Below are 25,025 nucleotides of genomic sequence, written 5' to 3'. Positions count from 1 at the left end.
TTTCCCACAAAGACTTGTACAACTTGCCCAGACCCGGGGCCCCGTGACGGTGTCCTCGGATCAGGACACCGCGTCCGGAATCCTCACGGCTTGCTCTGCAGCGAGAGGCCGTACTGCAAATGCAGGGCGTAGTTCATCGTCTTCGCTCGACCGTCCGCGATCTTGGCGCTGATGGTCGTTGCGGTGACCGCGGCGGTCAGCGAGCCGTAGGTGTACGGCAGGAGCTTCAGCCGCCTTGCCACCCCGGCCTCGAGGGAGGCGGCCCCCAGATCGTACCGCGACCCGAAGATCCCCTCCGTCCGGCCATAGGTCTTCCCGCGAATCGTGCTGAACGGCACGATGAGCGTGGGGCCGGCGCCGAGGGCGAGTTCCCACCCCTTGGTGCGCCATAACTTCTCTACCAGCAACATGTTAATACCGTTGGTGATCCGAAACGCCGTGATCTCCGCCGGCGGGTTGTCGAGGTAGATCTTGTGGTGCATGTAGTGGAAGGCCCACCCTCGATCGTCTGACCATTTGGCAACCCGGCCGGAGTAGTACCAGGTCGGTCGCCAAGGCCGGGTGCTCCAGTTGGGTGTGAGCTTGATGTCGGGTTGGCCGTCTTGGGTAAAGGTGATTGGGGCCCGGGCATTCCAGGCGTCACCAAACCAGGCCTCGACGCGCCATTGGGCTGCCGCCGGCGCGGTGCGCAGTGCGAGGATGGCGAGGAGCAGCAGGCAGCGGCGGATCAGGGAGCAAGCAGGCATCGACGGGAAACCGGTGGGTCAGAGAAAGGGGCAGCCGGAAAATAGTCCCGTGGCGGGGGAGCTTGCAGGACTCGTGGCGAATGGGGCCGGATCCCTAATGATTGGCCGGGGTCACATGGCACGGGAAAGGGTGGCTCAGCCCGATTTCTCCACCCTTCGCGGGGGTGTCGAGCGGTGGCGCCACTCTTGCGCCAGTCCGGACCCGATGTTTCGTTAGTGTACAGGACATTGCAGGTGCTACACCGTTGGTGAGTCAGTAGTTACGAAGTTTTCCGGGTGGGGTCCACCCCGTGGCAGGTTGTCAACCAGGAGGAAGGAAATGCGTCTCACAGGGTACGTTGCGGCCATCGCGCTGCTCGCGGTGGCTCCGCTGGCCGCCCAATCGAAGGGAACCTTTGAAATCGGCGGTTTCGGTCGGTACACCGATTACACCAACGCCTACCTCATCCGTGGTCCGGACGACAATCGGATCGGCGGCGGCGGGCGGATCGGTTACTTCGTCGGCAACAACCTCGCGCTGGAGCTGACCGGGTCACTGAACCCGACCGACCTCCGCGGCAACCAGGCCAATGTGCCGTCGACCATCGGCGCGATCTCGCGTCCGTTGCGCGCGACGCCGATCAGCGCCCACCTCGTCTACAACGCCCCCCTCAGCGGCTTGTTCTCGCTGATGGTCGGCGCGGGCCCGAGCTACACCAAGCTCACCAAGGGCATCGACGAAGGCTACATGGGCGTCGGCGGCATGGTCGGCCTCCGCGTCAAGCCGACCAGCTGGCTGAACCTGCGCCTCGAGACCCTCGCGGATTACATCCCGAGCGGCTTCGGTGACAACTCGAACACCTACCTGGGTCACCAGGCCGGCGTCTCGCTGTTGTTCGGCAACGGTGGCTGCGATCACGCCAAGGACATGATCGGCATCACGCCGATGAGCGCCACGCTGCTGCCGAACGGCACCCAGCAGTTCACCGCCGACGCGACCTACTGCGGCAAGCCGGACGCCGTGGTCTATCGCCTCAGCGGCCCGGGCAAGGTCGACTCGCTCACCGGCATGTACACCGCCGCTGGCGAGGGCACCGCGCAGGTCATGGCGTACAGCAAGAAGGGCAAGCTGATGTCGACCGCGAACGTCACCGTCCGCGCGCCGGCTCCGCCGCCGCCGGCCCCGGTCGTTCGTCCGACCCCGCCGCCGCCGGCCCCGCCGGCCAAGCCGGCGTACGCGTTCGCGCTGCAGTCGGTCCACTTCAAGTTCGATCGCTCGGACCTGACGAAGGGCGGCATGGACACGCTGAACACCGTCGCGACCACCCTCAAGGAGCATGCTGAGGTCAACGTCGACGTGGTCGGCCACACCGACTGGATCAGCACCAACGCCTACAACATGAAGCTGTCGCAGGCGCGTGCCGAGACCGTCAAGAAGTACCTCATCTCGCAGGGTGTCGCTGCCGACCGGATCGCGGTCAAGTGGCGTGGCGAGGAGGAGCCGATCGCGGACAACAAGGACGCGGCCGGACGTGCGAAGAACCGCCGAGTCGAGATCAAGGGCGGCAACTAAGCACGACGCAGGCAAAGCAAACGGGCCCGGGGATTCTCCCCGGGCCCGTTTGCTTTGCTGTCGTAGGTCGTAAGTCGTAGGTCGTAGGTCATCCCGAACGCAGTGAGGGACCTGCGTATTCGCCATCACGCAGATCCCTCGCGTTGCTCGGGATGACCTACGACCTACGACTACGACCTACGACGCACTCACCACCGGCCTCAAATACTCCCGCCGATACATCGTCAGCAGCTCGAAGAAATACGACAACGCCAACGGACCGACCAGCAAACCGAGCAGCCCGATGTAGCTCACCCCGGCGATCGCGCCGACCAGCGTGATCAGCGGGTGGATCTGCGCATAGCGATTCGAGATCATCGGGCGGATCAGGTTGTCGATGTTGCCGACCACGATGCCGCCAAAGAGGACGAGGCCGATCGCCGCGCCGGGTCGCCCGGTGGTGTAGAGGTAGAGCGCGCCCGGCCCCCAGATCAGCCCGCCACCGACGACGGGGAGAATCGAGAAGACCACGGTCACGACGCCCCAGAAGACACCGTTGCCCAGCCCGCTGACGGTGAAGGCGGCTGCGATCAGGATCCCCTGCGCGACCGAGGAGACGCCAGTGCCGACGATCGTGCTCTTGGTCACCGCGACAAAACGATCCTGCAGGATCGCGACGTTCTCGTCGGAGAACGGGATGTACGGGCGGAGCCCGCGCCACGCCCCCTTCGGATCCTGCAACAGGTAGTAGAGTCCGAAGAAGGTGAAGAGCAGGTTCAGCGTCAGCCGCGTCGCCGTGCCGAGGAACGAGATGGCGCCGCCACCGACGAACGTCGCGGCCTTGGCGCCAGCGGCCTTCAGGTCGGGGCCGATCGGATAACCCGCGATCTCGAAGGTCGAGATCCGATCGAGGACGGGCGAATTGATGACGCCTTGGACGGCGCTCTGCGCTTGCCCGACCAGAAGCGACACCATCCATACCAGCGGCACCACGATCAGCACGATCGCCAGCACGATCACCAGCGAACTCGCCAACGCTCGGCTCCGCACCCGCGGCACCAACCACTCGTGGACTCCGCCGAAGACCACGAACAGGATCGGGGCGCCCAGCAATCCCGAGGCATAGGGGACCAGGGCGATGAAGATGCCGACGCCGAGCAGGGCGACCAGCCAGGCGGCACGCTGATGATTGGTATCGAAGACGCTCATGGGACGAAGGCTATCGGGTGTGGGTCGATTCCTCCAGCGACGCGGCGGATCCGCCGGACGGCATCTCCCGTCCCGTCCTCGGCGGTCGGTTCAAAATGAAACCAAACGGAGCTTACTCCCGTTCAAGGGGCCATGTCATGGCACTCCCTTCTCATCGGCGCCCGTGCGTTATCCGCCAACCCCCTTCGGACCGCCCTCGCGGCCTTGGGCGTCATCGTCGGCACCGGGGCGCTGGTCGCTGTCCTTGCCGTTGCGGATGGCGTGGAAGCCTATGCTCGGCAGCAGATTGCGGCGACGACCGACCTGCAGCTGGTTCATATTTCCTCGCGAACCAACCGTACCCTCGACGGACTCACGCTGCCCCGTCCGGACACCCTTCGGCTCACCGAAACCCACTTGGCGACGCTCCGCGCCGCGCTGGGTGGCATCGGCTCGGCCACCCTCCGGTTCTCCGGCGGTGCGACGCTGGGAGGCTTTCCCGACGACTCCGCGCGTGGGACAGAAGTGATCTCACTCGAGGCCGGACCGCCAATCGTGGAGGAGAACGCGCTCCTCGCGGGACGATGGCTCTCGATTGAGGAGGTCCGGGATAGCAGTGCCGTCGGCGTGATCAGCATGGCCCTGGCTGGCCGACTGACCCGCAGCACGGACTACACGCGTGCGCTGGGCCGTCGGATCACGTTGGAAGGCACGTCGGTGGAGATCGTCGGCGTGACGGCCAAGCCGGACAACTCCCAGATGATCGCGTGGGTTCCGCAGACACGCTTCGCTGGACTGGTGGCACCGCCCTTTCGCGGTGCCCTCCCCTCGCTCCTGCTCGGGGGATCCACCCTTGAATCCACCGCCGAGGTCGTCTCGCGGGCAACCGCCTGGATGCGCGCCCTCCCTCCCGGAGATGCGGACCGGCTGGCGCTGGCCAACCGCAGCGACCGACTGCGGCAGGCGCAGCAGAGCATGCTGGTGTTCAAACTCCTGATGGGATCGATCACCGGCATCTCCCTCTTGGTCGGCGGCATCGGCATCATGAACGTCCTGCTGGCCTCGGTCTTTGAGCGCACCCGCGAGATCGGTGTCCGACGAGCGACCGGGGCAAGGCGGCGGGACATCGTGGTGCAGTTCCTTGCGGAGTCGGTTGCGATTACCGCGAGCGGGTCGGCGGTCGGTGTGGCGCTCGGACTCGCGACGGCCTTCGGCGTGGCCTCCTTCATGCGCGCTCGAACGCAGGCGGAAGTGTATGCGGCCGTGACCGGCGACACCTTGGCCGTCGCGGCCGGCTCGGCGATCCTCGTCGGCCTCGTCTTCGGACTCTATCCCGCGCTCCGGGCCGCTCGCCTCTCCCCCATCGACGCCATTCGGCACGAGTAGCCTCGATCGCCGAACGACCGCAGCTACGGTTGGCGGCTCAGGCTGTCGAGGATGGGGCGCAGTGTCTTCCAGACGTTGTCCAGCACCCGCCGGGCGCCCTGCGGGTTGGGGTGGATGCCGTCGGGCTGGTTGAGCGCCTCCACCCCGGCGACGCCGTCGAGCAGGAAGGGGAGAAAGACCGCGCCATGGGTCCTGGCCGCGGCGGGGAAGACCGCGCGAAACTCCTCAGCGTAGCGACGGCCAAGATTCGGTGGCGCCTCCATCCCGGCCACCACGAGGATCGGCTTCGGCGTCAGGGCGGCGGCCTTGGTGAGGATCAGGTCGAGGTTGGCGCGCAGCGAGTCAACCGGCTGCCCCCGGAGCCCGTCGTTCGCGCCGGTCTCCACGACCAGGACACGGATCGGCCCCTGGCCGAAGAGCCAATCGGTGCGACGGAGCGCCCCCGCCGACGTTTCGCCGCTCACGCCGGCGTTGACCACCAGAAAGGGGAGCCCGGCCGAATCCACCCTGGCCTGCAGCAGCGTGGCCCATGCCTGCGACGGGTCCAGCCCGTAGCCGGCCGTCAGCGAGGTGCCCACCAGCAGCACCGTGGCCCGCGGCGGGGCCACCGGGGCCGCGACGACGCCACTATCCTTCGGGGTTGTGGAGTCCGGGCGTTCAGCGGCGCTCCCGCTGCATGCGGCCAGGGAACCTGCCAGCCACCAGAGCCGGTACCAGCCCAGAGACGTCGACGTTGTCCGCACCCGGCCTTGCCCCCTTCGGAGTTCGTTCATGCTGACCTGTGAAGCCCTCGGCCACGAGTACCCCTCGGGTGGCGAGTCGCTCGATGTCCTGAAGGATATCAACTTCCACCTCGATGCCGGCGACTTCCTCGCCATCGTCGGTCCCTCGGGCAGCGGCAAGACCACGCTGCTTGGCCTGCTCGCCGGGCTCGACCGTCCGTCACGTGGACGCGTCCTGCTCGACGGCGTGGATCTGGGGACGCTCGACGAGGATGCCCGCGCACGACTTCGCCGCGAGAAGGTCGGCTTCATCTTCCAGTCGTTCCAATTGATTCCGACGCTCACCGCCCGCGAGAATGTGCAGGTGCCACTCGAGCTGGCCGGTGCCGACGATGCCGTCGCCCGCGCCGATGCGCTGCTGGCGCGCGTCGGCCTTGGCGCGCGCGCGCATCACTACCCCGGACAACTCTCCGGCGGCGAGCAACAGCGCGTCGCGGTGGCGCGGGCCTTCTCGACCCGCCCGAAGATTCTCTTCGCCGATGAGCCGACCGGCAATCTCGACGCCGCGAACGGGGCGACCGTGGTCGAGTTGATGACGGCGCTCAACGCCGAATTCGGCACGACGCTGGTGCTGGTGACGCACGATCTCGAATTGGCCGCCCTCGCGCGACGGACCATCCGACTCGCCGACGGCGCGATCGTCTCGGACACCACCCGATGACCTCGCTCGGCTTCGTGCTGCGCCTCGCCTCGCGCGAGGCGCGGGCGGCGCGCAAGCGCCTGCTCCTCCTCACGGCCTCCGTCACGGCCGGCGTCGGCGCCCTCGTCGCGGTCAACTCCTTCACCGACAATCTCACTGTGTCGGTGGCCGAGCAGGCACAGGCACTGCTCGGTGCGGACCTCGCCTTCACGGGCCGCAAGCCGCTCGCCGAGATTCCTGCGGCGACGAAGTGGATCGATTCCCTCGCGAAACTGCCGGGCACCAAGGTCGCGCGGTCGGTCTCGCTCGCCGCGATGGCCTATTTGCAGACCAGCGGCAATGCCCGCCTGGTGCAGTTGCGCACCGTCGATCCCGGCTGGCCGTTCTACGGCGCCGTCGAGACCGCGCCCGCGGGGAGTTGGCCGCGACTGCAGGCTGGCGACGCGCTGGTCGATCCCTCGCTGCTGCCGGCGTTGGGCGCCAAGGTGGGCGATACGCTCTCGGTGGGTGAGGGACGCTTCCACATCATCGGCACGGTCGTAAACGTCCCCGGCGACGTGGGACTCCAGATGGCGTTCGGCGCCCGCGTCTTCATTGCCACGTCGCAACTCGCCTCGACCAAGCTGCTCGGCTTCGGTGCGCGGGTGCAGCACGAAGACTTCGTGCAGCTCGCGCCGGGCCGCGACGCCCAGGCGATTGCCAAGGCGGCCCGCCCACAACTCCGCGGGGACCGCGTCGGGGTGCGCACCGTTGCGGATGATCGCGACAACCTCACCAACGCCCTCACCAGGCTCGGCAACTACCTCGGGCTCGTCGCGCTTGCCGCGTTGTTGCTCGGCGGACTCGGCGTCGCCAGCGCGGTGCACGTCTTCATCCGGCAACGCCTCGACAGCATCGCGGTGCTCCGCTGCCTCGGTGCCACCTCGGGCCAGATCTTTGCCGTGTACCTGATGCAGGCCGTCGGGATGGGGCTGCTCGGCTCCGCGCTGGGTGCGCTCTTCGGCGTGGGGCTGCAGCAGGTCATGCCCATGGTGCTCGCCGACTTCATCCCGGTCGACGTCCGCGTCCTCCCCTCGCCGCGTGCCATTGCCATCGGCATGAGCCTCGGGATCTGGACATCGGCGGTGTTTGCCTTGCTGCCGCTCCTCGGAATCCGCGAGATCTCGCCGCTGGCGACACTCCGGCGCAGCGTGACGCCGCTCCGCATTCGCTGGGACCTCTACCGCGCGCTGGCCGTGGTGGCGCTGGTCGCGAGCGTCGTGGGCCTCGCCGCCGTGCAGGTCGGCTCCCTGGTGCAGGGTGCCTGGTTCGCCGCCGCCGTCGGCGGCGCCCTCCTGGTGCTCTGGCTGGCCTCGTTGGCACTGATGTGGGCCGCGCGTCGATTCACGCCGGCCAGCTGGCCCTACCTCTGGCGCCAGGGGTTGGCCAATCTGCATCGTCCGGCCAATCAGACCGTCACAGTCGTGCTGGCACTCGGTTTCGGGGCCTTTCTCCTGACGACGCTGTTCACCGCGCAGCACAACCTCCTGCAGGACCTGAAGCTCGACGGTGGGGGCAAGTCGGGGCGGCCCAATCTGGTCCTCTTCGACATCCAGCCCGACCAGCGAGCGGCGGTCAATGCGGCGCTGGCCTCGGAGGGGCTGCCGGGCGACCGTTTCGAGCCGATCGTCCCGATGCGGATCACCTCGGTCAAGGGGAAACCGGTCACCGCCCTCCTGGGTGGTGCCGAGGGCGTCGCGGCCGACACCAGCGGCCCGGACAGCGCGGCCCAGAGCCGCGAACAGGGTCGCCGGGGACCGGGGGGACGGCGCGGGGGGGCCGGCGGCGGGGCGTGGGCATTTCGCCGGGAGTACCGCTCGACGTATCGTTCGGTCTTGGGTCCGGCAGAGCGGGTCACCTCCGGCAACTGGTTCGGCACCGATTCCACCAAGCGCGGCACGGCCGACAGCAACGCCGTCGCGATCTCGATGGAAGAGGATCTCGCCGAAGAGATGGGGGTGACGCTCGGCGACCGGATCACCTGGGACGTGCAGGGGGTGCCGGTCTACAGCGTGATCACCTCGCTCCGTGCGGTGAACTGGGCCCGATTCGAACCCAACTTCTTCGTCGTCTTCGCCCCGGGCGCGCTTGAGCGCGCTCCCCATTCGCTGGTGACGCTGGCGCGCGTCCCCGATGCCGCGGCTCGCGGCCGCATTCAGCGGCGACTGGCCGAGGGCGCGCCGAATGTGACGACGGTGGACCTGGGCGAAGTGCAACGCGCCCTGGAGTCGGTGGTGGACCGGATCATTCTGGCAATTCGCTTCATGGCGCTCTTCTCGCTGGCCACCGGCACCGTGGTGCTCGTCGGCGCCATCGCCACGTCGCGCTGGCAGCGCGTGCGCGAGGGGACGCTGCTCCGGACGCTCGGCGCCACGCGCGGGCAGGTGCTCCGGATCCTGAGCGTCGAGTATGCGGCACTCGGGCTCGGGGCGGCGATCGTCGCTGCGGTATTGGCAGGAGGCGCCGGCTGGGCACTCTCCCGCTTCGTGTTCGAGTCACGCTTCACGCTGCCGCTCTGGCCGATGCTCGGCCTCGCGGCAGGATTGGTCGGCCTGACCACGCTGGTCGGGCTCTGGAATTCCCTCGATGTACTCGAGCGCCCGCCGCTCGAGGTCTTGCGTGCCGAATAGGGCGCGTGCCACCCCTGCAGCAGAGGATCTCCACTGATGCATCATCGTTCATCCGTTGCCACTCTCGGTGCCCTGCTCGTCCTCGTGACGGGCTGCGCCAAGTCGGCGCCGAAGGCCGCGCCCACGCCGGCGGCCCGGCCGGCCGGCGCGCCGACCACCCCCGCTGATTCCGGCGCGCGTCCGGGCGGCGCACCCGGTGCCGGACCGGCCGCCGCCCGCACCGGCCCGAAGCCGTACAAGGATGTGATCACCGCCAAGGCGAAGAGCGACCCTGGCGCCTTCACGGTCCATCAGGTCGCTGACAAGTGGTACTACGAGATCCCGCGCGCCATGCTCGGCCGGGAGTTCATCGTCGTCTCCCGCATCGCGGAGACGGCATCCGGGATCGGCTACGGCGGCACGATGAACGGCAGCAACGTCGTGCGTTGGGTCCGGAACGGCGACAAGGTCTACCTCCGCCAGGTCTCCTTCAGCACGGTGGCCGACAGCACGAAGCCGATCGCCATGGCGGTCCGCAATTCCAATGTCGAGCCGATCATCGCCGGCTTCGATGTCGCCTCCTACGGCGCCGACTCGACCCTCGTCGTCGACGTGACGCCGCTCTACACCACCGACGTGGCGATGCTGGGCCTGCCGTCGTTCATGAAGACCCAGTACCAGATCCGTCGCCTCGACCCGGCGCGGACCTATCTGGAGTCGATGCGCTCCTTCCCGAAGAACATCGAGACGCGCGTCGTGATGACGTATGATGCGGGCGCGGCGCCGTCGAATCCGTCGGCCGGGTCCATCACCATCGTGATGAACCACTCGATGCTGCTGCTGCCCGAGAAGCCGATGATGGCGCGGCTCATGGACAGCAGGGTCGGCTACTTCGGCGTGCAGCAGACCGACTACGGCCGCGAGGAGGATCGGGTGATCCGCCGCCGCTTCATCTCGCGCTGGCGCCTCGAGCCGAAGGACACCGCCGCCTTCCTGCGTGGCGAGCTGGTCGAGCCGGTCAAGCAGATTGTCTACTACATCGACCCGGCGACCCCCGAGAAGTGGGTCCCGTACCTGATCCAGGGCGTCAACGACTGGCAGGCCGCCTTCGAAGCCGCCGGCTTCAAGAACGCCATCGTCGCCAAGCGCGCCCCGACGCCGGCCGAAGATCCGGAGTTCTCGGTCGACGACGCGCGCTACGCCGTGATCCGTTACCTCGCCTCCGACATCGAGAACGCGAGCGGGCCGCATGTCCCGGATCCGCGCAGCGGCGAGATCCTGGAGTCGCACATCCAGTGGTACCACAACGTCATGAATCTCCTGCGGAACTGGTACCTCATCCAGACCGCGGCGATCAACCCGAACGCGCGGATGGTGGACTTCGACGACAAGGTGATGGGCGAGCTGATCCGCTTCGTCTCCTCGCACGAGGTCGGCCACACCCTCGGCCTGCCGCACAACATGAAGGCGTCGTCGTCGTACCCGGTGGACTCGCTCCGCTCGCCGACGTTCACGGCGAAGTACGCGACCGCCCCGTCGATCATGGACTATGCCCGCTTCAACTACGTGGCCCAGCCGGGCGACGGCGCGGTCGCGATGAATCCGCGGATCGGCGTCTACGACAAGTATTCGATCTCGTGGGGCTATCGCCCGATCATCGGCGCCAAGAGCCCCGATGAGGAAAAGGCGACGCTCGACCAGTGGATCAAGCTCCACGAGAACGACCCGATGTACCGCTTCGGCGACCCGTCGGGCACCGACCCGGGCTCGCAGACCGAAGACCTCGGCGACGACGGCGTGAAGGCCGGCCGCTACGGCATCATGAACCTGAAGCGCATCATGCCGAAGCTGATGGAGTGGAGCTACGAGAAGGGCGCCGACTACACCCAGCTGAACGAGATGTACGGTCAGGTCGGCGCCCAGTGGCAGCGCTACATGGGCCACGTCCTCACCATCGTCGGCGGCGTGGACTACACCCGCAAGAACATGGACCAGGTCGGCGGGCAGTACACGGCGATCACCGAGGCGCGCCAGCGGGAGGCCGTCCGCTTCCTGACGGCCGAGGCGCTGCAGACGCCGACGTGGATGATTGACGAGGCGATCTTCGATCGCGTCGGTGTCCTCGGCGCGACCGACCGGATCAAGGGGTACATGACTGGTGTCATGGGCCAGCTGCTCCAGGCCGGCCGCCTGAACCGCCTGGCCGAGTTGCAGACGCTCGGCACCGGCACCTACACGCCGGCGGAGCTCATGGCCGACGTGCGGACCGGCGTCTGGACGGAGCTGAGCAGCGGCAAGGCGCCGGATGCCTATCGCCGCACCCTCCAGCGGGCCTGGATCGACCGTCTCGGGGCGCTGATGGCCCCACCGGCCCCGCCGGCCGGGCTTCCGGCCGCTGCGGCTGGCCCGAATGTCTCCCAGTCCGACCTCCAGGCGCTGGCTCGGGTCGAACTCGCCACGGTCCGTGGCCAGCTCGCGGCGGCGGCTGGCAAGGGTGACGCCATCACGCGGGCGCACTACGCCGATGCGGCAGCGCGGATCAAGGAGATTCTCGAACCGCGGAAGTAGCTGACCGGCGGCCTGGCCGCCGGACAGCAGTGACCAGTGACGAGTGACCAGTAACCAGCGACCTTGCGGACGGGCACCAGCCTGCTCCCCTGGTCACAGGTTACTGGTCACTTTTCACGTGGTGGCGGCTCCGGTTCACCCACCCCTCTTGGGCCATTATCTTTGCCCCAACTCAACTGGAGTCCTCCGCCAGATGCTTCCGATCGATCTCCGTGGCAAACGCGCCTTTGTTGCCGGCGTCGCCGATGATGGCGGCTTCGGCTTTGCCATTGCCAAGGCCCTGGCCGAGGCGGGTGCCACCGTCTGCATCGGCACCTGGCCCCCCGCACTGGGGATCTTCGAGGCGCTGATCGAGCGCGGCAAGATCGCGGAGTCGCTGACGCTTCGTGATGGCAGTCCGATGGTCTTCGAGAAGATCTACCCGCTCGATGCCGCCTACGACACGATGGACGACGTCCCCGCCGAGGTGAAGGAGAGCAAGCGCTACCGCGACCGCGGGGACTTCACCATCGCCGGGGTGGTCGCGTCGCTCCGCAAGGATTTTGGCGAGCAGCCCCTCGACATCGTCGTGCACTCGCTCGCCAACGGCCCCGAGGTCCGGAAGCAGCTGATGGACACGTCGCGTCGCGGCTACCTCGATGCCATCTCGATCTCGGCGTACAGCCACGTCGCCTTCGTGCGCGAGCTCGGCCCGCTGATGCGGCCCGGTGGGTCGTTCGTCTCGCTCAGCTACCTCGCGGGCCAGCGCGTGGTGCCAGGGTATGGCGGCGGGATGTCCACGGCCAAGGCGGCACTCGAGTCCGACACGCGGACGCTCGCGTTCGAGGCAGGGCGGCGTCATGGGGTGCGGGTCAACACCATCTCGGCTGGACCGTACGCCTCGCGCGCCGCCACCGCGATCGGCTACATCCGCACCATGCTCCGCTACTACCGGGAGAACTCGGCGATCGTGCGCGACCTCGACGCCGAGGACGTGGGGCACGTCGCCGCCTTCCTGGCGTCGTCGCTGGGGACGGGGATCACCGGCACGGTGATCTACGTCGACAACGGCTACCACGCGATGGGAATGCCGCAGCTGACCCCCGACGCGGACGACCCGGGTTGACCTCCCGACTCGCGGCCACGCTCGGCGCCATCCTGGCCGGAGTGGCGGTGGCCCTCGGTGCCTTCGGGGCGCATGCGCTCCGATCGCGGCTCGAACCTCGCGACCTCGAGATCTTCGAGACGGCCGTCCGCTACCAGATGTATCACGGCCTCGCCCTTCTCGCGGTGGCGTGGCTGATCTCCCGATCGGCGCCCGGCGCCGGCGCGGCGGCGTGGAGCTTCCTGGTTGGGGTGGCGCTGTTCTCCGGGTCACTCTACGTGATGGTCGCCACCGGCCAGCGCTGGCTCGGCGCGGTCACGCCGCTCGGCGGCGTCGCCTTTCTGGCGGGCTGGCTTCTCCTCACCCGGGCCGCCTCGCGCAGCTAGGCACCACCCCCTCGCCCGACGGAGCGCGACGATGATCCCGTCCCAGTACCGCGCGCTCCTCCCCGTCCTCGATCAATGGTTTGCACGCGGCGTCGCCGCCGCAGGGCCCAGCGTGGTCCCCTGCCGCAGCGGCTGCACCGCTTGCTGCCATGGGCCCTTCGACATCTCGCCCGCCGATGCGGCGCTCGTGGCGGAAGGGCTCGCGGCGCTGCCGCCCGAAACTCAGGCAGAGGTCGCGGAGCGTGCCGCGGCGCAGCTGTCGAGGTACCGCGAGCTGATCGAGGGGTGGGGGCCGCCGTGGGACGTCGACGGAGTGGACGAGGTGTCGTTCGATGCCCTCTGTGAGTCGCTCCGCAACCTCCCCTGTCCCGCGCTCGGGCCGGAGGGCGGCTGCCTCATCTACGCGCACCGCCCCGCGACCTGCCGGATGACGGGCCTTGCGATCCTGACGCGTGACGACGAAGTGCTGGAGAACGTCTGTCCGATCCAGGGCGACTTTCCGGTGTACGCCACGCTGCCGCCCGTGCCATTCGACCTGCGCCGCTTCGAGGAGATGGTCGAGGAGTTCGACCTCACGGCCGCTGAGGCCGGGTGGGTCGCGACGACGGTGGCAGGGGTAGCGGGGCGGATGTAGTCCAGCCGCGGCACCTGGGCCATGCACAGAAGAGGCCGACTCCTGCGGGAGTCGGCCTCTTCTGTTGTCCAGCGACGGCGAAGGGTTACTTCGCGGCCTGCTTCCGACGACGGGCCGCCGCCATGCCGACCAGGCCGGTGGCGAGGAGCGTCATCGTGGCCGGCTCCGGCACGACATCCTGCGGGCCGCCCGGCTGATCAATGCTGAGGTTGTCCATGTCCTGCGAGAACTGCTCGAGACACTTGGTGTTGTCGCCGCTGCCCGACTGGTTGACGAGGGGATTCTTGCTCCCGTCGCACTTGCCATCGCCGAAGGTCGCCGGGATCCAGTACTGGCCCTTGGGCTGGTAGTCGTACACACTGGTGGCAGAGGTGATGTCATAGGTCGGATTCTGGTCCGAACGACCCTGTCGCTTGCACTTGCCGCTCGCCGCATGGTAGTTGTACCCATAGCTGTTGCACTGCGTCGGGATGAGCTCCTTGCACTGATCGGTGTTGAAGAGTCCATAGCCAACGCTGCACGAATAGCCAGTCCGCATCTTGCACTGGTTGTTCGATGACGAGTAGCCGGCGGGACAGCTCGAGGTCGAACCGAACTCGATCTTCAGCGTGCCGTAGAGATCGCCGACGTACGCGTTCGGGGAGACCGCGATCGGATTCGAGAAGGTCACCCGCGACGACGGTCCGCTGCCGTTCCAGTTGAACTCCTTCCCCGAGGCGCTGTTCTCGGTGCTGCACGGCGAGTTGCTGCAGGTCAGCACGTCGAAGACGCCGTTGCCGAGGAGCGCTTCCATCGTCACCGAGGTGATGCCGTTGCCCCAGAAGTTCCAGACGTTGTCGCCGAAGGTATCGGTGGAGGCGTCGCCCCAGATCTTGAGGTTGTTGGTCCAGATGCCCCAGGCGCCGCCGATGCCGGACGCAGCGGAGATATCGCCCCAGATCGCCGACGACCCGCCGCTCGGGCTGAGCGTCCACGACACCTTCATCCCGCCGATCTTGTCGAACTCGGTCGTGTAGTCCGAGATGGACGTCACGGACACCGGCGACGAATTGTCCTTGATGATCGTCTGGGCCGACAACGGCGAAACCAACGCCGCGGTGGCCGCGAGGGCATACAAAGAGTTCAAGCGCATGTCGGATTCTCCTGCCGCAGCAGAGGGGGGGAGGATGGTGCTTCGTGCCGCCCACGGAAGCAGGACTGATGCCAAGAAATGATCACGCCATAACTTATTACCAGTGAACAAGATAGAATTTTCGCCCTCGGCGACATCCTCCCAAAGATGGGGACTCGCTCCAACGGTTTGCATCGCCGATGCAACAGTTCAAAACGCAGTGCAATGTGTTGTGGGATTTCCACGACACTGTAGCACAAAAAGAACGGTCGGCCCCATCAAGGAGCCGACCGTTCGCCGTTCGCCGTTCGCCGTTCGCCGTCACGTTACCACGGCGTATTGAACCACCAGAGGCCGCGGTTGTAGCCGAAGAGCACGATCATCGCCCCGATCACCACGACGGCGATCACCAGCGAGAAGCCGAAGACCACCTGGAGCACCTTGGTGTCCTGCTTCAGGTGCATGTAGAACATCGCGACGAACCAGAACTTCAGCGCCGAGAGGCCAAGGAGGATCTCGACGAAGAGCGGCGAGACCATCGCGGAGATCCCCGGCATCGACTCCTTGAGGTGCCCGTCCGAGACCTCGAACAACAGCACCTCGAGCGCGGTCAGGGCGAACAGGACCACGGCGATCTGGACGTACTTGGCCGAGCTGGTCGGCGTGTGCCCGTCATGGGCTGCAGTGGCGTGGGAAGCCATCGCTCAACCCCGCATGTTCATGAGGTAGACCACCGGGAAGATGATGATCCAGACGACGTCGACGAAGTGCCAGTAGAGGGCGGCCAACTCGAGGTTGAGCGCCTTCGCCGGCGGGAGGTTCCCCTTCACCGCGTCCTTGAAGACCGTGATCAGCCACAACGTGCCGATCGCGACGTGGGTGCCGTGGAAGCCGGTCAGCGTGTAGAACGAGGTGCCGAAGAGGTTGGTGGTGTACCCCAGCCCCTGATGGTAGAAGTGCGAGAACTCGTAGACCTGCATCCCCATGAAGAAGAGCCCGCAGCCGATCGTGGCCGCCAGCCAGCCGAGCATCTTCTTCCGGTTCCCTTCCTGCGCGCCGTTCAGCGCCATCACGACGAAGAACGACGAGAAGAGGAGGACCGCGGTGCCGCCGGTGACCAGGCCCACCTCGAAGATGTCCTTCGGCCCCGGCCCCTTCGGGTGGTTGTCCTTGTAGATCAGGAACGTCGAGATCAGGGTCGCGAAGAAGAGGCATTCCGACCCGATGAAGCTCCAGATCGCCAGCTTCCGATTGTCGATCGGAAACGACGTGTGGTGCGCCTCATGGGCGTCGTGCGTCTCGTCGTGGGCAAGCGTCGCGCTGCTCATCGTGGACACGTCCTCAGTGCTTGGGGGCGTTGGCATCAGGGGCTTCGTACGCCCACTTGAAGATGCCGACGGCGGTGAGCAGGAAGCCGACGATCGTGATCGGCCCGAACGGGAACGCGTAGCTGTGCTTGACCATGAAGCCGATGAAGAAGACCAGGATGCCGACGGCCACCACCAGCGGCCACCACGACGGCCCCGGCAGGTGGATCCCCTTGCCGCTGTCGAGGGTCGGCTCCGGCAAGGTCCGCACGCCAGCCGCGCGCTTCATCGCCCAGACGGGGTCGCGCTCGGCGACCACCGGCTCCACCGTGAAGTTCCATTCCTGCGGCGGCGACGGGATGGTCCACTCGAGGGTGGCGCCGCCCCACGGATCGGCCGGCGCCGGCACGTTGCGGCGAACGGTGACCCACATGTTGTACATGAAGACCAGGATCGAGAACGCCAGCAGGAACGCGCCGACGGTCGCCATCATGTTGAAGAGCTCGAAGCCGAGCCCGGCCGGGTAGGTGTAGATCCGGCGCGGCATCCCCAGGAGCCCGGCGAAGTGCATCGGGAAGAACGTCAGGTTGAAGCCGGCCAGCATCAGCCAGAAATGCCACTTGCCGATCGTCTCGTTCAGCATCGTGCCGAACATCTTCGGCCACCAGTAGTACGCCCCGGCCGTCAGCGCGAAGATCGAGCCGCCGAAGAGCACGTAGTGGAAGTGGGCCACGACGAAGTAGGTGTCGGTCTGCTGCAAGTCGGCCGGCGCCACCGAGTGCATCACGCCGGACAGCCCGCCGGTGATGAACATCGCGATGAAGCCGAGGGCGAACAGCATCGGCGTCTTGAACTGGAGCGAGCCGCCCCAGAGCGTGCCGATCCAGTTGAAGATCTTCACGCCGGTCGGGATCGCGATCAGCATCGTCGCCAGCGAGAAGAAGGTGTCCGCGAGCGGCCCCATCCCGGTGGAGAACATGTGGTGCGACCACACCCCGAAGCCGAGGAAGGCGATGAACGCGCTCGAGAAGACCATCGCGCTGTAGCCGAAGAGCGGCTTGCGCGAGAAGACCGGCAGGATCTCGGAGATGATGCCGAACGCCGGCAGGATCAGGATGTAGACCTCGGGATGGCCGAACACCCAGAAGAGGTGCTGCCAGAGCATCGGGTCGCCGCCGCCGCCCACCGAGAAGAACGAGGCGCCGAAGGTGCGGTCGACCATCAACAGGATCAGCGCCACCGTGATCACCGGGAACGACAGCAGCACCAGGATCTGGGTGATCAGCGTCGTCCACACGAACATCGGCATCCGCATCAGCGTCATGCCGCGCGCGCGCATGTTCAGGATGGTCGTGAAGAAGTTCACGCCGGCCGCCAGCGAGGCGATGCCGAGGATCTGCAGGCCGATGACCCAGAAGTCCATGTTCAATCCCGGCGAGTACTGCCGGGACGAGAGTGGCGCGTAGCCGAACCAGCCGCCGTTCGGCGCCGCGTTCATCAGGAACGAGAAGTTCATGAAGAGGCCGCCCAGGATGAAGACCCAGAGCGACATCGCGTTGAGGCGCGGGAAGGCGACGTCCCGCGCGCCGATCAGCAGCGGGATGAAGAAGTTGAAGAACATCGCGCTGAGCGGCATCACCCCGAGGAAGATCATCGTGGTGCCGTGCATCGTGAACAGCTGGTTGTAGAACTCCGGCGAGACGAGCGTCGCGTCCGGCCGGGCCAGCTGGGCGCGGATGATCAGCGCTTCGATACCGCCGATCAGGAAGAAGAGGAACGCCGACGCCCCGTAGAGGATGCCGATCTTCTTGTGGTCGACGGTCGTGAGCCACTCGACCAGCGTGCTGCGCTTGGCGACGTGGGTCTGCTCGAGAACGGATGTGGCCATGATGGTCTCCTCCTACTGCTTGGTGCGGAGGTACGCGACGAGCGCGTCCACCTCGGCGTCGGTCATCTCGGGCACCTGCATCAGCACCCCGGTCTTCACCAGCTGCGGGGTCTTGATCCAGCGATGCAAGTTCTCGTCAGTGTTCGGCAGCCAACCGCCGGCGATCATCTTCCGGACGCCGATCCCGCCCAGATTCGGGCCGATCATCCCCTTCGGCGCGCCGACGGAATTGAGCGAGTGACAGCCGATGCAACCCTTTGAGGCGAAGTACTTCTCGCCCTCGGCGACCTTCGGATCCGCCATCGCGGCGGGCGCCACCGGCATCGCCGGCGCGGTAGCCACCACCACGTCACCCTTGCCGGCCTTCGCGGTCGTGTCGACGACCGGCGCAGCGGGCGGCTTCGGCAACCCGGTCGGCCCGAGCAACGAGTCGGTCTGGCGCGTGGCAACCCACCCGGCGAATTCCTCGGGCGTGTTGACCATCACGTAGAAGTCCATCCGGCCGTGTTGGATGCCGCAGAACTCGGCGCAGGCGCCGGGGAATGCCCCCGTCTCCTTCGCCGTGAACCAGAGCCGCGTCTCGCGATTCGGGAAGACGTCGCGCTTGCCGGCGAACTGCGGAATCCAGAAGGAGTGCAGCACGTCCACCGTCTTCATCCGGAGATCCACCGTACGCCCCACCGGCACATGCAGCTGGTTGGCCGTGGTGATGCCGAGCTCCGGGTAGCGGAACTCCCACCACCACTGGTGGCCCACCACGTCAACCCGGAGCGGCGCCTGCCCGTCCGGCGAAGCGGCCGGCACCTTCGCCGTCTCGAAGATCGTCTGCACCGTCGGCACGGCGACCACCGCCAGCACCAGCGCCGGGATCACCGTCCAGATGATCTCCACCGTCGTGCTGCCGTGCACCTGCTTCGGCTCGGCGTCATCGGGCTTGCCGCGAAACTTGAAGATCGCCCACAGCAATCCCGCCTCGACGACGATGAAAACCAGCGTCGCAAGCCAGAGCGTTGTTCGGAAGAGTTTGTCCACCATCTCCGCGTAGTCGCCCTTCGGCGTCAGCGTCGACTGGGGATATTGGCTGGCGTCGAGGCACCCAGTCAGGGTGACGGCGACGAGGCCGAGGAGGAGCAGGGGGAGGTGACGCCGCGACGAAATGCGCAGGTGTCGGATCAAGGGTGCATCCTGGCTACGGGTCCAACCAGCAAATGAACACGGGCACGATGGCATTCTGAGCGGGGACAGAATACCTACGGGGTAGGTCGGAATCAAGGAATTCCGACCGCTACCACCGCTCCAGTGGCAGGTCGTAGGGGACCGCGTCGGGCACGGCGAACGAGAAATGCCACCATTCGTCGACGTAATTCGTGAATCCTTCGGCCGCCATCGCCTGCACCAGCAACTGCCGGTTGGCCGCCACCACGCCCGTCGCGTTGGCGGTGTGCGATCGGGCAGAGAACTCATCAAATGGTGTTCCCATATCGAATTCGCGCCCCGAGCCCAGTTCCACGAGGGTCAGGTCCACGGCGACCCCCTGATTGTGCCGGGAACGTCTCGCGATGTAACCATCGTCCAGCAGCTTCGTCTGCCCGGTCCGTTCACACCACGCCACCATGGCCAAGGTCGCCCGGACCGGTCGGTAGCCGTCCCAGATCTTGAGCCCCATCCCTTTCGCGGCGAGCCGGGCCTGCACCCGGCCGAGCGCCTCGGCGGCCTCTCGCCGGAGCAGGACCACCGCGACGCCATATCCCGGCAATACTTCACCGGTGAAGTTGTTTCGGGTCGCGTAGCGCACCTCCTGGCGGATGCTGGGGGCCACCTGGGCGACGGCCGCCAGCTGGCGCCGCGCCACCGAGTCGGCCGCGATCACCTGGGCTGCCGTATTGGGCTGGGTGGCCTGAGGAGCCGCATGGGCGCACGCCGCGAGCGCCAGCAAAAGTGCCACAACACGCATCAGTGACCTCGGTCGGTGGGAGCGCTCCTCCGTTCTTACCCTTTGGTGAGGAGGGGGCTACATTTCGGGATGTCTTTCCGGTCCACCTGGCGCTCCGCGCTGGGTGGGCCGCCTGTTCTACTGCTGCCCGGACGTCCGAATGATTCGTGAAATGCGGGAGAAGCTCGGCAAGGAGATCACGGAACTGAGCCATGAGCTCGCCGTGACCCTGCCGCAGGCCATCGCCACGGCCGTCGAAATGGGCGATCTCCGCGAGAACTCCGAGTACAAGTCGGCTCTCGAACGGCAGCAGTTCGTGCAGGCGCGGCTCGGCCAGCTCCACCAGCGCCTCAACCAGCTGTCCCAGCTGGCCGACACCGAAGCCCCGCTGAACAAGGTCGGCCTTGGCTCCAAGGTGAAGGTCGAGGACGTCGGCAGCGGTGAGATCGAGGAATACACCCTGGTCCTCGCCGAGATGATGGACATCGACGCCGGGCATATCTCGCTGGCCTCACCCCTCGGCCGGGCCCTCAAGGACCGTGAAGTCGGCGAGGAAGTGACCCTGCAGCTGCCCACCATGCGCCGGTCGCTCCGCGTCCTCGAACTGGTGACGATTCACGCGATGGTCACGCCGGAGTAACTCCGGCGTGGCCTGGCGCGATCACTTCCGTTCCACCACCATCACGTCAAACACCAGCGTCGCATTGGGCGGGATCGGCCCACTCCCCTTGGCCCCATAGCCAAGGGCGGCAGGGATCACCAGCATCCGTCGCCCGCCGACCCGCATTCCCACCAGCCCGTCCTCCCAACCGTCGACCACCCGCCCGGTGCCCAACCGAAAGCGGAACGGCTCCTTCGGCGACTGCGTCACGGGTGTCCCATTCGCCAGATAGCCGACGAAGTGGACCGCCACGCTGTCGCCCCGACGCACTTCCTCGCCACCCCCGACCACCACTTCGTCATAGAACACCCCGCGCGGCGTGCGTCGCAGCGAGTCCTCGCGCACGCCGAGGATCGGCGCCAATTCTTCCGGCAAGCCGGCACCCGCCATCCGCAACGGCAGTCGCGCCTCGATGCGAGGCGGCAGGCGCATCTCGGGGGCCAGCGCCGGCGCTGCACCCTGCGCCCCGACAGCCGCAACGGGACAGACCAGCGCCAGCAGGCACCACCGCCTCATGGCTTCTTCGGGGCCGGCGCGGGCGGCGTCATCACCAACGGCGCCCCCACGGCGGCGCGGGCCAGCATGCGCATCAAGTCGTCCGGCTTCGCCGACCCGGAATTCGTGAGCACCGTGATCGAGAGCTGCAGCGACGGGATCCAGGCATTGGAGGTGATGAAGCCCGGAATGCCGCCCCCGTGCGTGATCACCACCCGTTCCCCCATCATCGCTCGGCCCAGCCCGAAGCCGTAGGGGAGCGCACCGGTCGCGGCGGCGCCGCTCGGTGTCGTCATCATCTCATACGACGCCGCCGACACGACCTTGCCACCATGCAATGCCGCATTCCACTTGGTCAGGTCGCCGATCGTCGAGCACATCGAGCCGGCCGCGTATGGCTGCGACATGTGCAGGAAGACGGTGTTGATCCACGCGGTCTTCTCGCGCTCGTAGCCATGCACACGGCGGAAGATGACCGGCGCGGTGAGGCAGGCCTGCGTGTCGTCGAGCCCGTACGGCACGGCGAAGCGCTCACGCATGTCTGCGGCCCATGCATGCCCGGTGAGCTTCTCGATCAGCATCCCGAGGACGACGTAGCCGGTGTTGTTGTATTTCCACTTGGTGCCCGGCGCAAAGTCGAGCGGCTTGGCCGCCGTGAGCGCCACCAGCGTGTCGGGAGTCATCTCCTCCGCGAAGCGCCGGAACCACGGCTGCCCGAGATCGGTGTAGGACGGGATGCCGGACGTGTGGTTGAGAAGCTGTCGAATCGTGACGCCGCGCCACGCCGCCGGGAGCGTCGGCAGCTGCGCCCCGATCGAGTCATCGACGGCGATCCTCCCCTGTTCCACCAGCTGCATCACGGCCGCGGCGGTGAATTGCTTGGTGACCGAACCAATCCGGTAGACCGATCGTGTCGTCGCCGCGACGCTGTTCTCCAGATCGGCCTTCCCCCAGGCCCCGAAGGCGAGGGTATCGGTGCCGCGCACCATCGCGACGGCGACGCTCGGCGCCCCGCCCGACGTCACGAACGCCGCCGCCAGCGAATCGGCAATCCGGCGCACGGCGGCCGGCTTCGGCAGGGTCTGGGCGGTGAGTGGCTGCGCCAGGAGCACAACCAGCACTGCCAGTCGGATGGATCGCGTCATACGGGACTCCACGAGGCGGGATGACAGACGCCGAAGAATGCCGGATCGGCCGGCGCAGGTCCACCCACGGCGCCCACGGTCCCGGGGACTATCTTTGGCGATGACGACTTTCAAGGACCTCGGCCTCTCCGCTTCGCTGGTCGAGGCACTGACCACCCTCGGCTACGAAGAGCCGACGCCGATTCAGGCAGAATCGATCCCCGCCCTGCTTGAGGGCCGCGACCTCCTCGGCCAGGCGGCGACGGGCACCGGCAAGACCGCCGCCTTCGCCCTCCCGCTGCTGCAGCGGCTCGCCAGCACCCCGCCGGTCGCCAACCGTCCGGCGCTGCTGGTGCTGGTGCCGACGCGCGAGCTGGCCATGCAGGTCGCCGAAGCGTTCCACCGCTACGGCAAGGCGCTCGGTACGTCGGTGGTGCCGATCTATGGCGGTCAAGCCTTCGACCAGCAGATCCGCATCCTCCGCCGCGGCGTGCACGTCGTCGCTGCGACGCCTGGCCGCGCACTCGACCATATCCGTCGCGGCACCCTCGACCTGGGCGGGTTGACGGCCGTGGTGCTCGACGAAGCGGACGAGATGCTCGACATGGGTTTCGCCGACGAACTCGAGGCGATCCTCGACGCCGCACCCTCGGTGCGGCAGACCGCACTCTTCTCGGCCACGCTGCCGCCGCGCATCGCAAAGATCGCCGAGCGCCATCTCAACAATCCGCTGCGGGTGAACGTCGCCCGCACCGAGCCGTTGGCCGGTGAAGCTCCGAAGGTCCGGCAGACCGCGTACCTGGTGGCACGGCCGCAGAAGATCGCCGCGCTGGGGCGCATCCTCGACCTCGAGGCGCCGACGCTCGCGCTGGTGTTCTGCCGCACGCGCACCGAGGTCGACTCGCTGCACGAAACGCTCGGCGGCCACGGCTACCGCGCCGAGGCGCTGCACGGCGGCATGACGCAGGAAGCGCGCGACCGCGTGATGAAGCGGACGCGCAGCGGCGCGGTGGACCTGCTCGTCGCGACCGACGTCGCCGCACGCGGCCTCGACATCGACCAGCTCTCGCACGTCGTCAACTTCAATGTCCCCGAGTCGCCGGCGGCGTACGTGCACCGGATCGGCCGGACCGGTCGCGCCGGTCGCGAGGGCGTGGCGATCACGCTGGTCGAGCCGCGCGAGCATCGTCTCCTCCGCAACATCGAAGCATCGACGCGGCAGCGCGTCACGATGGCGCAGCTGCCGACCTTCCTCGATGTGCAGGCGAAGCGGATCGGGCTGACGGCCACCTCGATCAGCGAGGCGATCGTTGCCGGCGAGAGCGAGCCGTATCGCGTGGTGGTGGAGAGCCTGAGCGAAAATCACGACCTGATGGAGATCGCGATGGCGGCGATCCAACTGGCGCACGAGCGCGGACCCGGCGCGGGGTCGAAGGAAGACCAGGCGATGGACCTCACGCCGCCGCCGGCGCCGAAGGGGATGCCGCGCGAGAAGCGCGCGAAGGCGGCCGGGATGTCGCGGATCTACATCGGCGCCGGACGGAAGCAGAACCTGCGCCCCGCCGACCTGGTCGGCGCGATCGTGAACGAGGCGAAGATGCCGGCTGCCGAGATCGGTGCGATCGAAATCACCGATCGCTTCTCGCTGGTGGAGGTGCCGGAGGAGCGCATCATCGACGTGATTGCCGCGCTCCGCGCCAGCACCATCAAGGGGAAGAAGCTGACGGTGCGCCGCGACCTGGCCGGCGGACGCTAGCGACGCACGCTCTTCGCGAAGTCGAGCACGGCGCGCGTCGCATTGAAGTTGCGCGACGTGCGCCCCCACCCATCCGGATTCGGCGGGCTGCTCTGCCCCGGCCATGAATGGCCCGCCCCGCTGATCAACACCCGTGACACCGACGTGCCCGCGTCGCAGCCCGAGTAGCTGCGCCGCGTGGCGCGCGTGCTGTCCTGGGCGGTGTCCGGGAGGACGGACGTCTGCACGCCGCCGCACCCATTCCGCCCTGCCCAGAACGCCAGTCCGCTGTCGAGCGACAGCAGCGCCGCGTTTCCGGCCGAAGGGAAGTCCGCGTCGTCGCCACCGAGGATGTACATCGCCGACACGCGACTCGGCGGATCGCAGGTCGCGGCCATGGGGCGGAGCAACATCCCCGCCACGGCGACGAAGCCGACGATTGCGTCGGAGGCCTCGCAGGCGAGTCGCTGCACGAACATCGCGCCGTTCGACATGCCGACCGCGACGATCTTGGTTCGATCGACGACGTGATCGGCCGTCACCTGCGCAATGACGGCGCGGACGTAGTCGAGATCGCGCACCTGAAAGAGCTCCTCGGCCTCGCCGGTCACGTCCCAGCTGCTGTAGTAGGACTCCGGGTACACCACGATCGCGCCGGCCGCATCGGCGGCGGTGCTGAGGCCGGTGACCCGCTCCAACGCCTCGGCGGTCTGGCCGTAGCCGTGGAAGGCGAGGATCAGCGGCGCCTTCGGCCCCTTCGCCGGATGGTCGGGGATGTGCAGCCGATACCAGCGGCGCACCGGGCCGACCTGCACCGATTCGTAGCTGTCGGCGACCTGGTAGGTGGCACTGGTGCCGGTGTCGCTGCAGGCGGTCACCAGGAGCAACGCGGCGAGCATGGCAGTGCGAGGGCGAGGCATCAGCGCTCCGGTGGGGGCAACATCGTCTGCTCGGCCGCATCCAGCCGATCGCTCAGGCGCGCCAGCCGATCCTCGACGCCATCGAGCGCATCCACCCGATCGGCCACATCCTCCAGGATCGCGAGTTCCAGCGCCTCGCGCTCGCGACGGCGGTTCACCACGACGATGGCCGCGCCGACGCCCACGGTGATCAGCCCGCTGAGACCGGCCCAGATCAACAACTGCAGCATCAGCGACCCTCCCAGGCTCCGGGTGACA

Annotated in this window: 23 protein-coding genes; 10 read left to right on the top strand and 13 right to left on the bottom strand. The window is 67.4% G+C overall.

Going from position 1 to position 25,025, the window contains the following annotated elements; all coding sequences use genetic code 11:
* Positions 1 to 83: 83 nt before the first annotated feature.
* Complete coding sequence (locus tag IPG05_01250; protein ID MBK6493727.1) at positions 84 to 746, bottom strand: hypothetical protein; 663 nt, start codon at positions 744 to 746, stop codon at positions 84 to 86.
* Positions 747 to 1,065: 319 nt separating this feature from the next.
* On the opposite strand from IPG05_01250, the gene IPG05_01245 reads away from it, so the two are divergent.
* Positions 1,066 to 2,298 carry an OmpA family protein gene (locus tag IPG05_01245; protein MBK6493726.1) on the top strand — a complete coding sequence of 411 codons (1,233 nt, stop codon included), beginning with the start codon at positions 1,066 to 1,068 and terminating at the stop codon, positions 2,296 to 2,298.
* Positions 2,299 to 2,475: 177 nt separating this feature from the next.
* Here the strand turns inward: IPG05_01245 and IPG05_01240 are convergent, their stop codons facing one another.
* Positions 2,476 to 3,486, bottom strand: a complete 1,011-nt coding sequence (locus IPG05_01240) for an AI-2E family transporter (protein ID MBK6493725.1) — start codon at positions 3,484 to 3,486, stop codon at positions 2,476 to 2,478.
* Positions 3,487 to 3,618: 132 nt separating this feature from the next.
* Between IPG05_01240 and IPG05_01235 the strand changes: the two genes are divergently transcribed.
* Positions 3,619 to 4,851, top strand: a complete 1,233-nt coding sequence (locus tag IPG05_01235) for an ABC transporter permease (protein MBK6493724.1) — start codon at positions 3,619 to 3,621, stop codon at positions 4,849 to 4,851.
* 23 nt (positions 4,852 to 4,874) lie between these two features.
* Here IPG05_01235 and IPG05_01230 read toward each other — a convergent pair whose 3' ends face one another.
* Complete coding sequence (locus IPG05_01230) at positions 4,875 to 5,459, bottom strand: arylesterase (protein ID MBK6493723.1); 585 nt, start codon at positions 5,457 to 5,459, stop codon at positions 4,875 to 4,877.
* A 163-nt stretch (positions 5,460 to 5,622) separates the two neighbouring features.
* Here IPG05_01230 and IPG05_01225 point away from each other — a divergent pair, with 163 nt between their 5' ends.
* The 6 genes from IPG05_01225 to IPG05_01200 all read left to right on the top strand — a co-directional run bounded on the left by IPG05_01225 (position 5,623) and on the right by IPG05_01200 (position 13,593).
* Positions 5,623 to 6,294, top strand: a complete 672-nt coding sequence (locus IPG05_01225; GenBank protein MBK6493722.1) for an ABC transporter ATP-binding protein — start codon at positions 5,623 to 5,625, stop codon at positions 6,292 to 6,294.
* A complete protein-coding gene (locus IPG05_01220; GenBank protein MBK6493721.1) occupies positions 6,291 to 8,942 on the top strand; it encodes an FtsX-like permease family protein in 2,652 nt (883 codons plus the stop codon). Before IPG05_01225 ends, IPG05_01220 begins: the two co-directional genes overlap by 4 nt.
* A gap of 36 nt (positions 8,943 to 8,978) precedes the next feature.
* Positions 8,979 to 11,489: a zinc-dependent metalloprotease gene (locus tag IPG05_01215; GenBank protein ID MBK6493720.1), complete on the top strand. Its 2,511-nt coding sequence runs from the start codon at positions 8,979 to 8,981 to the stop codon at positions 11,487 to 11,489.
* Between the two features lie 193 nt (positions 11,490 to 11,682).
* On the top strand, positions 11,683 to 12,594 hold the full coding sequence (locus IPG05_01210; GenBank protein MBK6493719.1) for an enoyl-[acyl-carrier-protein] reductase: 912 nt from the start codon (positions 11,683 to 11,685) through the stop codon (positions 12,592 to 12,594).
* Positions 12,591 to 12,959, top strand: coding sequence for a DUF423 domain-containing protein (locus IPG05_01205; protein ID MBK6493718.1), 369 nt, complete (start codon positions 12,591 to 12,593; stop codon positions 12,957 to 12,959). Before IPG05_01210 ends, IPG05_01205 begins: the two co-directional genes overlap by 4 nt.
* Before the next feature lie 31 nt (positions 12,960 to 12,990).
* Complete coding sequence (locus IPG05_01200) at positions 12,991 to 13,593, top strand: YkgJ family cysteine cluster protein (protein ID MBK6493717.1); 603 nt, start codon at positions 12,991 to 12,993, stop codon at positions 13,591 to 13,593.
* An 85-nt stretch (positions 13,594 to 13,678) separates the two neighbouring features.
* On the opposite strand, the gene IPG05_01195 is transcribed toward IPG05_01200, so the two are convergent.
* The 6 genes from IPG05_01195 to IPG05_01170 form a co-directional block, all read right to left on the bottom strand.
* Positions 13,679 to 14,725 (bottom strand): PEP-CTERM sorting domain-containing protein, encoded by a 1,047-nt coding sequence (locus tag IPG05_01195; GenBank protein ID MBK6493716.1) that lies wholly within the window; start codon positions 14,723 to 14,725, stop codon positions 13,679 to 13,681.
* 305 nt (positions 14,726 to 15,030) lie between these two features.
* On the bottom strand, positions 15,031 to 15,405 hold the full coding sequence (locus tag IPG05_01190; protein MBK6493715.1) for a cytochrome C oxidase subunit IV family protein: 375 nt from the start codon (positions 15,403 to 15,405) through the stop codon (positions 15,031 to 15,033).
* Between the two features lie 3 nt (positions 15,406 to 15,408).
* Entirely contained in the window at positions 15,409 to 16,032 is a 624-nt protein-coding gene (locus tag IPG05_01185) for a cytochrome c oxidase subunit 3 (protein MBK6493714.1), read from the bottom strand.
* Positions 16,033 to 16,045: 13 nt separating this feature from the next.
* Positions 16,046 to 17,899: a cytochrome c oxidase subunit I gene (ctaD, locus tag IPG05_01180; protein ID MBK6493713.1), complete on the bottom strand. Its 1,854-nt coding sequence runs from the start codon at positions 17,897 to 17,899 to the stop codon at positions 16,046 to 16,048.
* Between the two features lie 12 nt (positions 17,900 to 17,911).
* Complete coding sequence (gene coxB, locus IPG05_01175; GenBank protein ID MBK6493712.1) at positions 17,912 to 19,075, bottom strand: cytochrome c oxidase subunit II; 1,164 nt, start codon at positions 19,073 to 19,075, stop codon at positions 17,912 to 17,914.
* A 109-nt stretch (positions 19,076 to 19,184) separates the two neighbouring features.
* On the bottom strand, positions 19,185 to 19,853 hold the full coding sequence (locus tag IPG05_01170) for a D-alanyl-D-alanine carboxypeptidase family protein (protein MBK6493711.1): 669 nt from the start codon (positions 19,851 to 19,853) through the stop codon (positions 19,185 to 19,187).
* A gap of 139 nt (positions 19,854 to 19,992) precedes the next feature.
* On the opposite strand from IPG05_01170, the gene IPG05_01165 reads away from it, so the two are divergent.
* Entirely contained in the window at positions 19,993 to 20,472 is a 480-nt protein-coding gene (locus IPG05_01165) for a GreA/GreB family elongation factor (protein ID MBK6493710.1), read from the top strand.
* 21 nt (positions 20,473 to 20,493) lie between these two features.
* Here IPG05_01165 and IPG05_01160 read toward each other — a convergent pair whose 3' ends face one another.
* Together IPG05_01160 and IPG05_01155 are read right to left on the bottom strand one after the other, a co-directional pair.
* Positions 20,494 to 20,883 carry an FKBP-type peptidyl-prolyl cis-trans isomerase gene (locus tag IPG05_01160; protein MBK6493709.1) on the bottom strand — a complete coding sequence of 130 codons (390 nt, stop codon included), beginning with the start codon at positions 20,881 to 20,883 and terminating at the stop codon, positions 20,494 to 20,496.
* A 122-nt stretch (positions 20,884 to 21,005) separates the two neighbouring features.
* Positions 21,006 to 22,133 carry a beta-lactamase family protein gene (locus IPG05_01155; GenBank protein MBK6493708.1) on the bottom strand — a complete coding sequence of 376 codons (1,128 nt, stop codon included), beginning with the start codon at positions 22,131 to 22,133 and terminating at the stop codon, positions 21,006 to 21,008.
* A 100-nt stretch (positions 22,134 to 22,233) separates the two neighbouring features.
* On the opposite strand from IPG05_01155, the gene IPG05_01150 reads away from it, so the two are divergent.
* Positions 22,234 to 23,868 carry a DEAD/DEAH box helicase gene (locus IPG05_01150; GenBank protein ID MBK6493707.1) on the top strand — a complete coding sequence of 545 codons (1,635 nt, stop codon included), beginning with the start codon at positions 22,234 to 22,236 and terminating at the stop codon, positions 23,866 to 23,868.
* On the opposite strand, the gene IPG05_01145 is transcribed toward IPG05_01150, so the two are convergent.
* Together IPG05_01145 and IPG05_01140 are read right to left on the bottom strand one after the other, a co-directional pair.
* A complete protein-coding gene (locus IPG05_01145) occupies positions 23,865 to 24,767 on the bottom strand; it encodes a hypothetical protein (GenBank protein ID MBK6493706.1) in 903 nt (300 codons plus the stop codon). The two genes, IPG05_01150 and IPG05_01145, sit on opposite strands and share 4 nt — an antisense overlap.
* Positions 24,767 to 24,997, bottom strand: coding sequence for a hypothetical protein (locus IPG05_01140; GenBank protein MBK6493705.1), 231 nt, complete (start codon positions 24,995 to 24,997; stop codon positions 24,767 to 24,769). Before IPG05_01140 ends, IPG05_01145 begins: the two co-directional genes overlap by 1 nt.
* Positions 24,998 to 25,025 lie beyond the last annotated feature (28 nt).

It is taken from the genome of Gemmatimonadota bacterium (genome assembly GCA_016704275.1).
Classification (GTDB): Bacteria; Gemmatimonadota; Gemmatimonadetes; order Gemmatimonadales; family GWC2-71-9; genus Palsa-1233.
The sequence above is the reverse complement of the archived record's forward strand: the minus strand, read 5'-3'. Positions and strand labels throughout refer to the sequence as shown.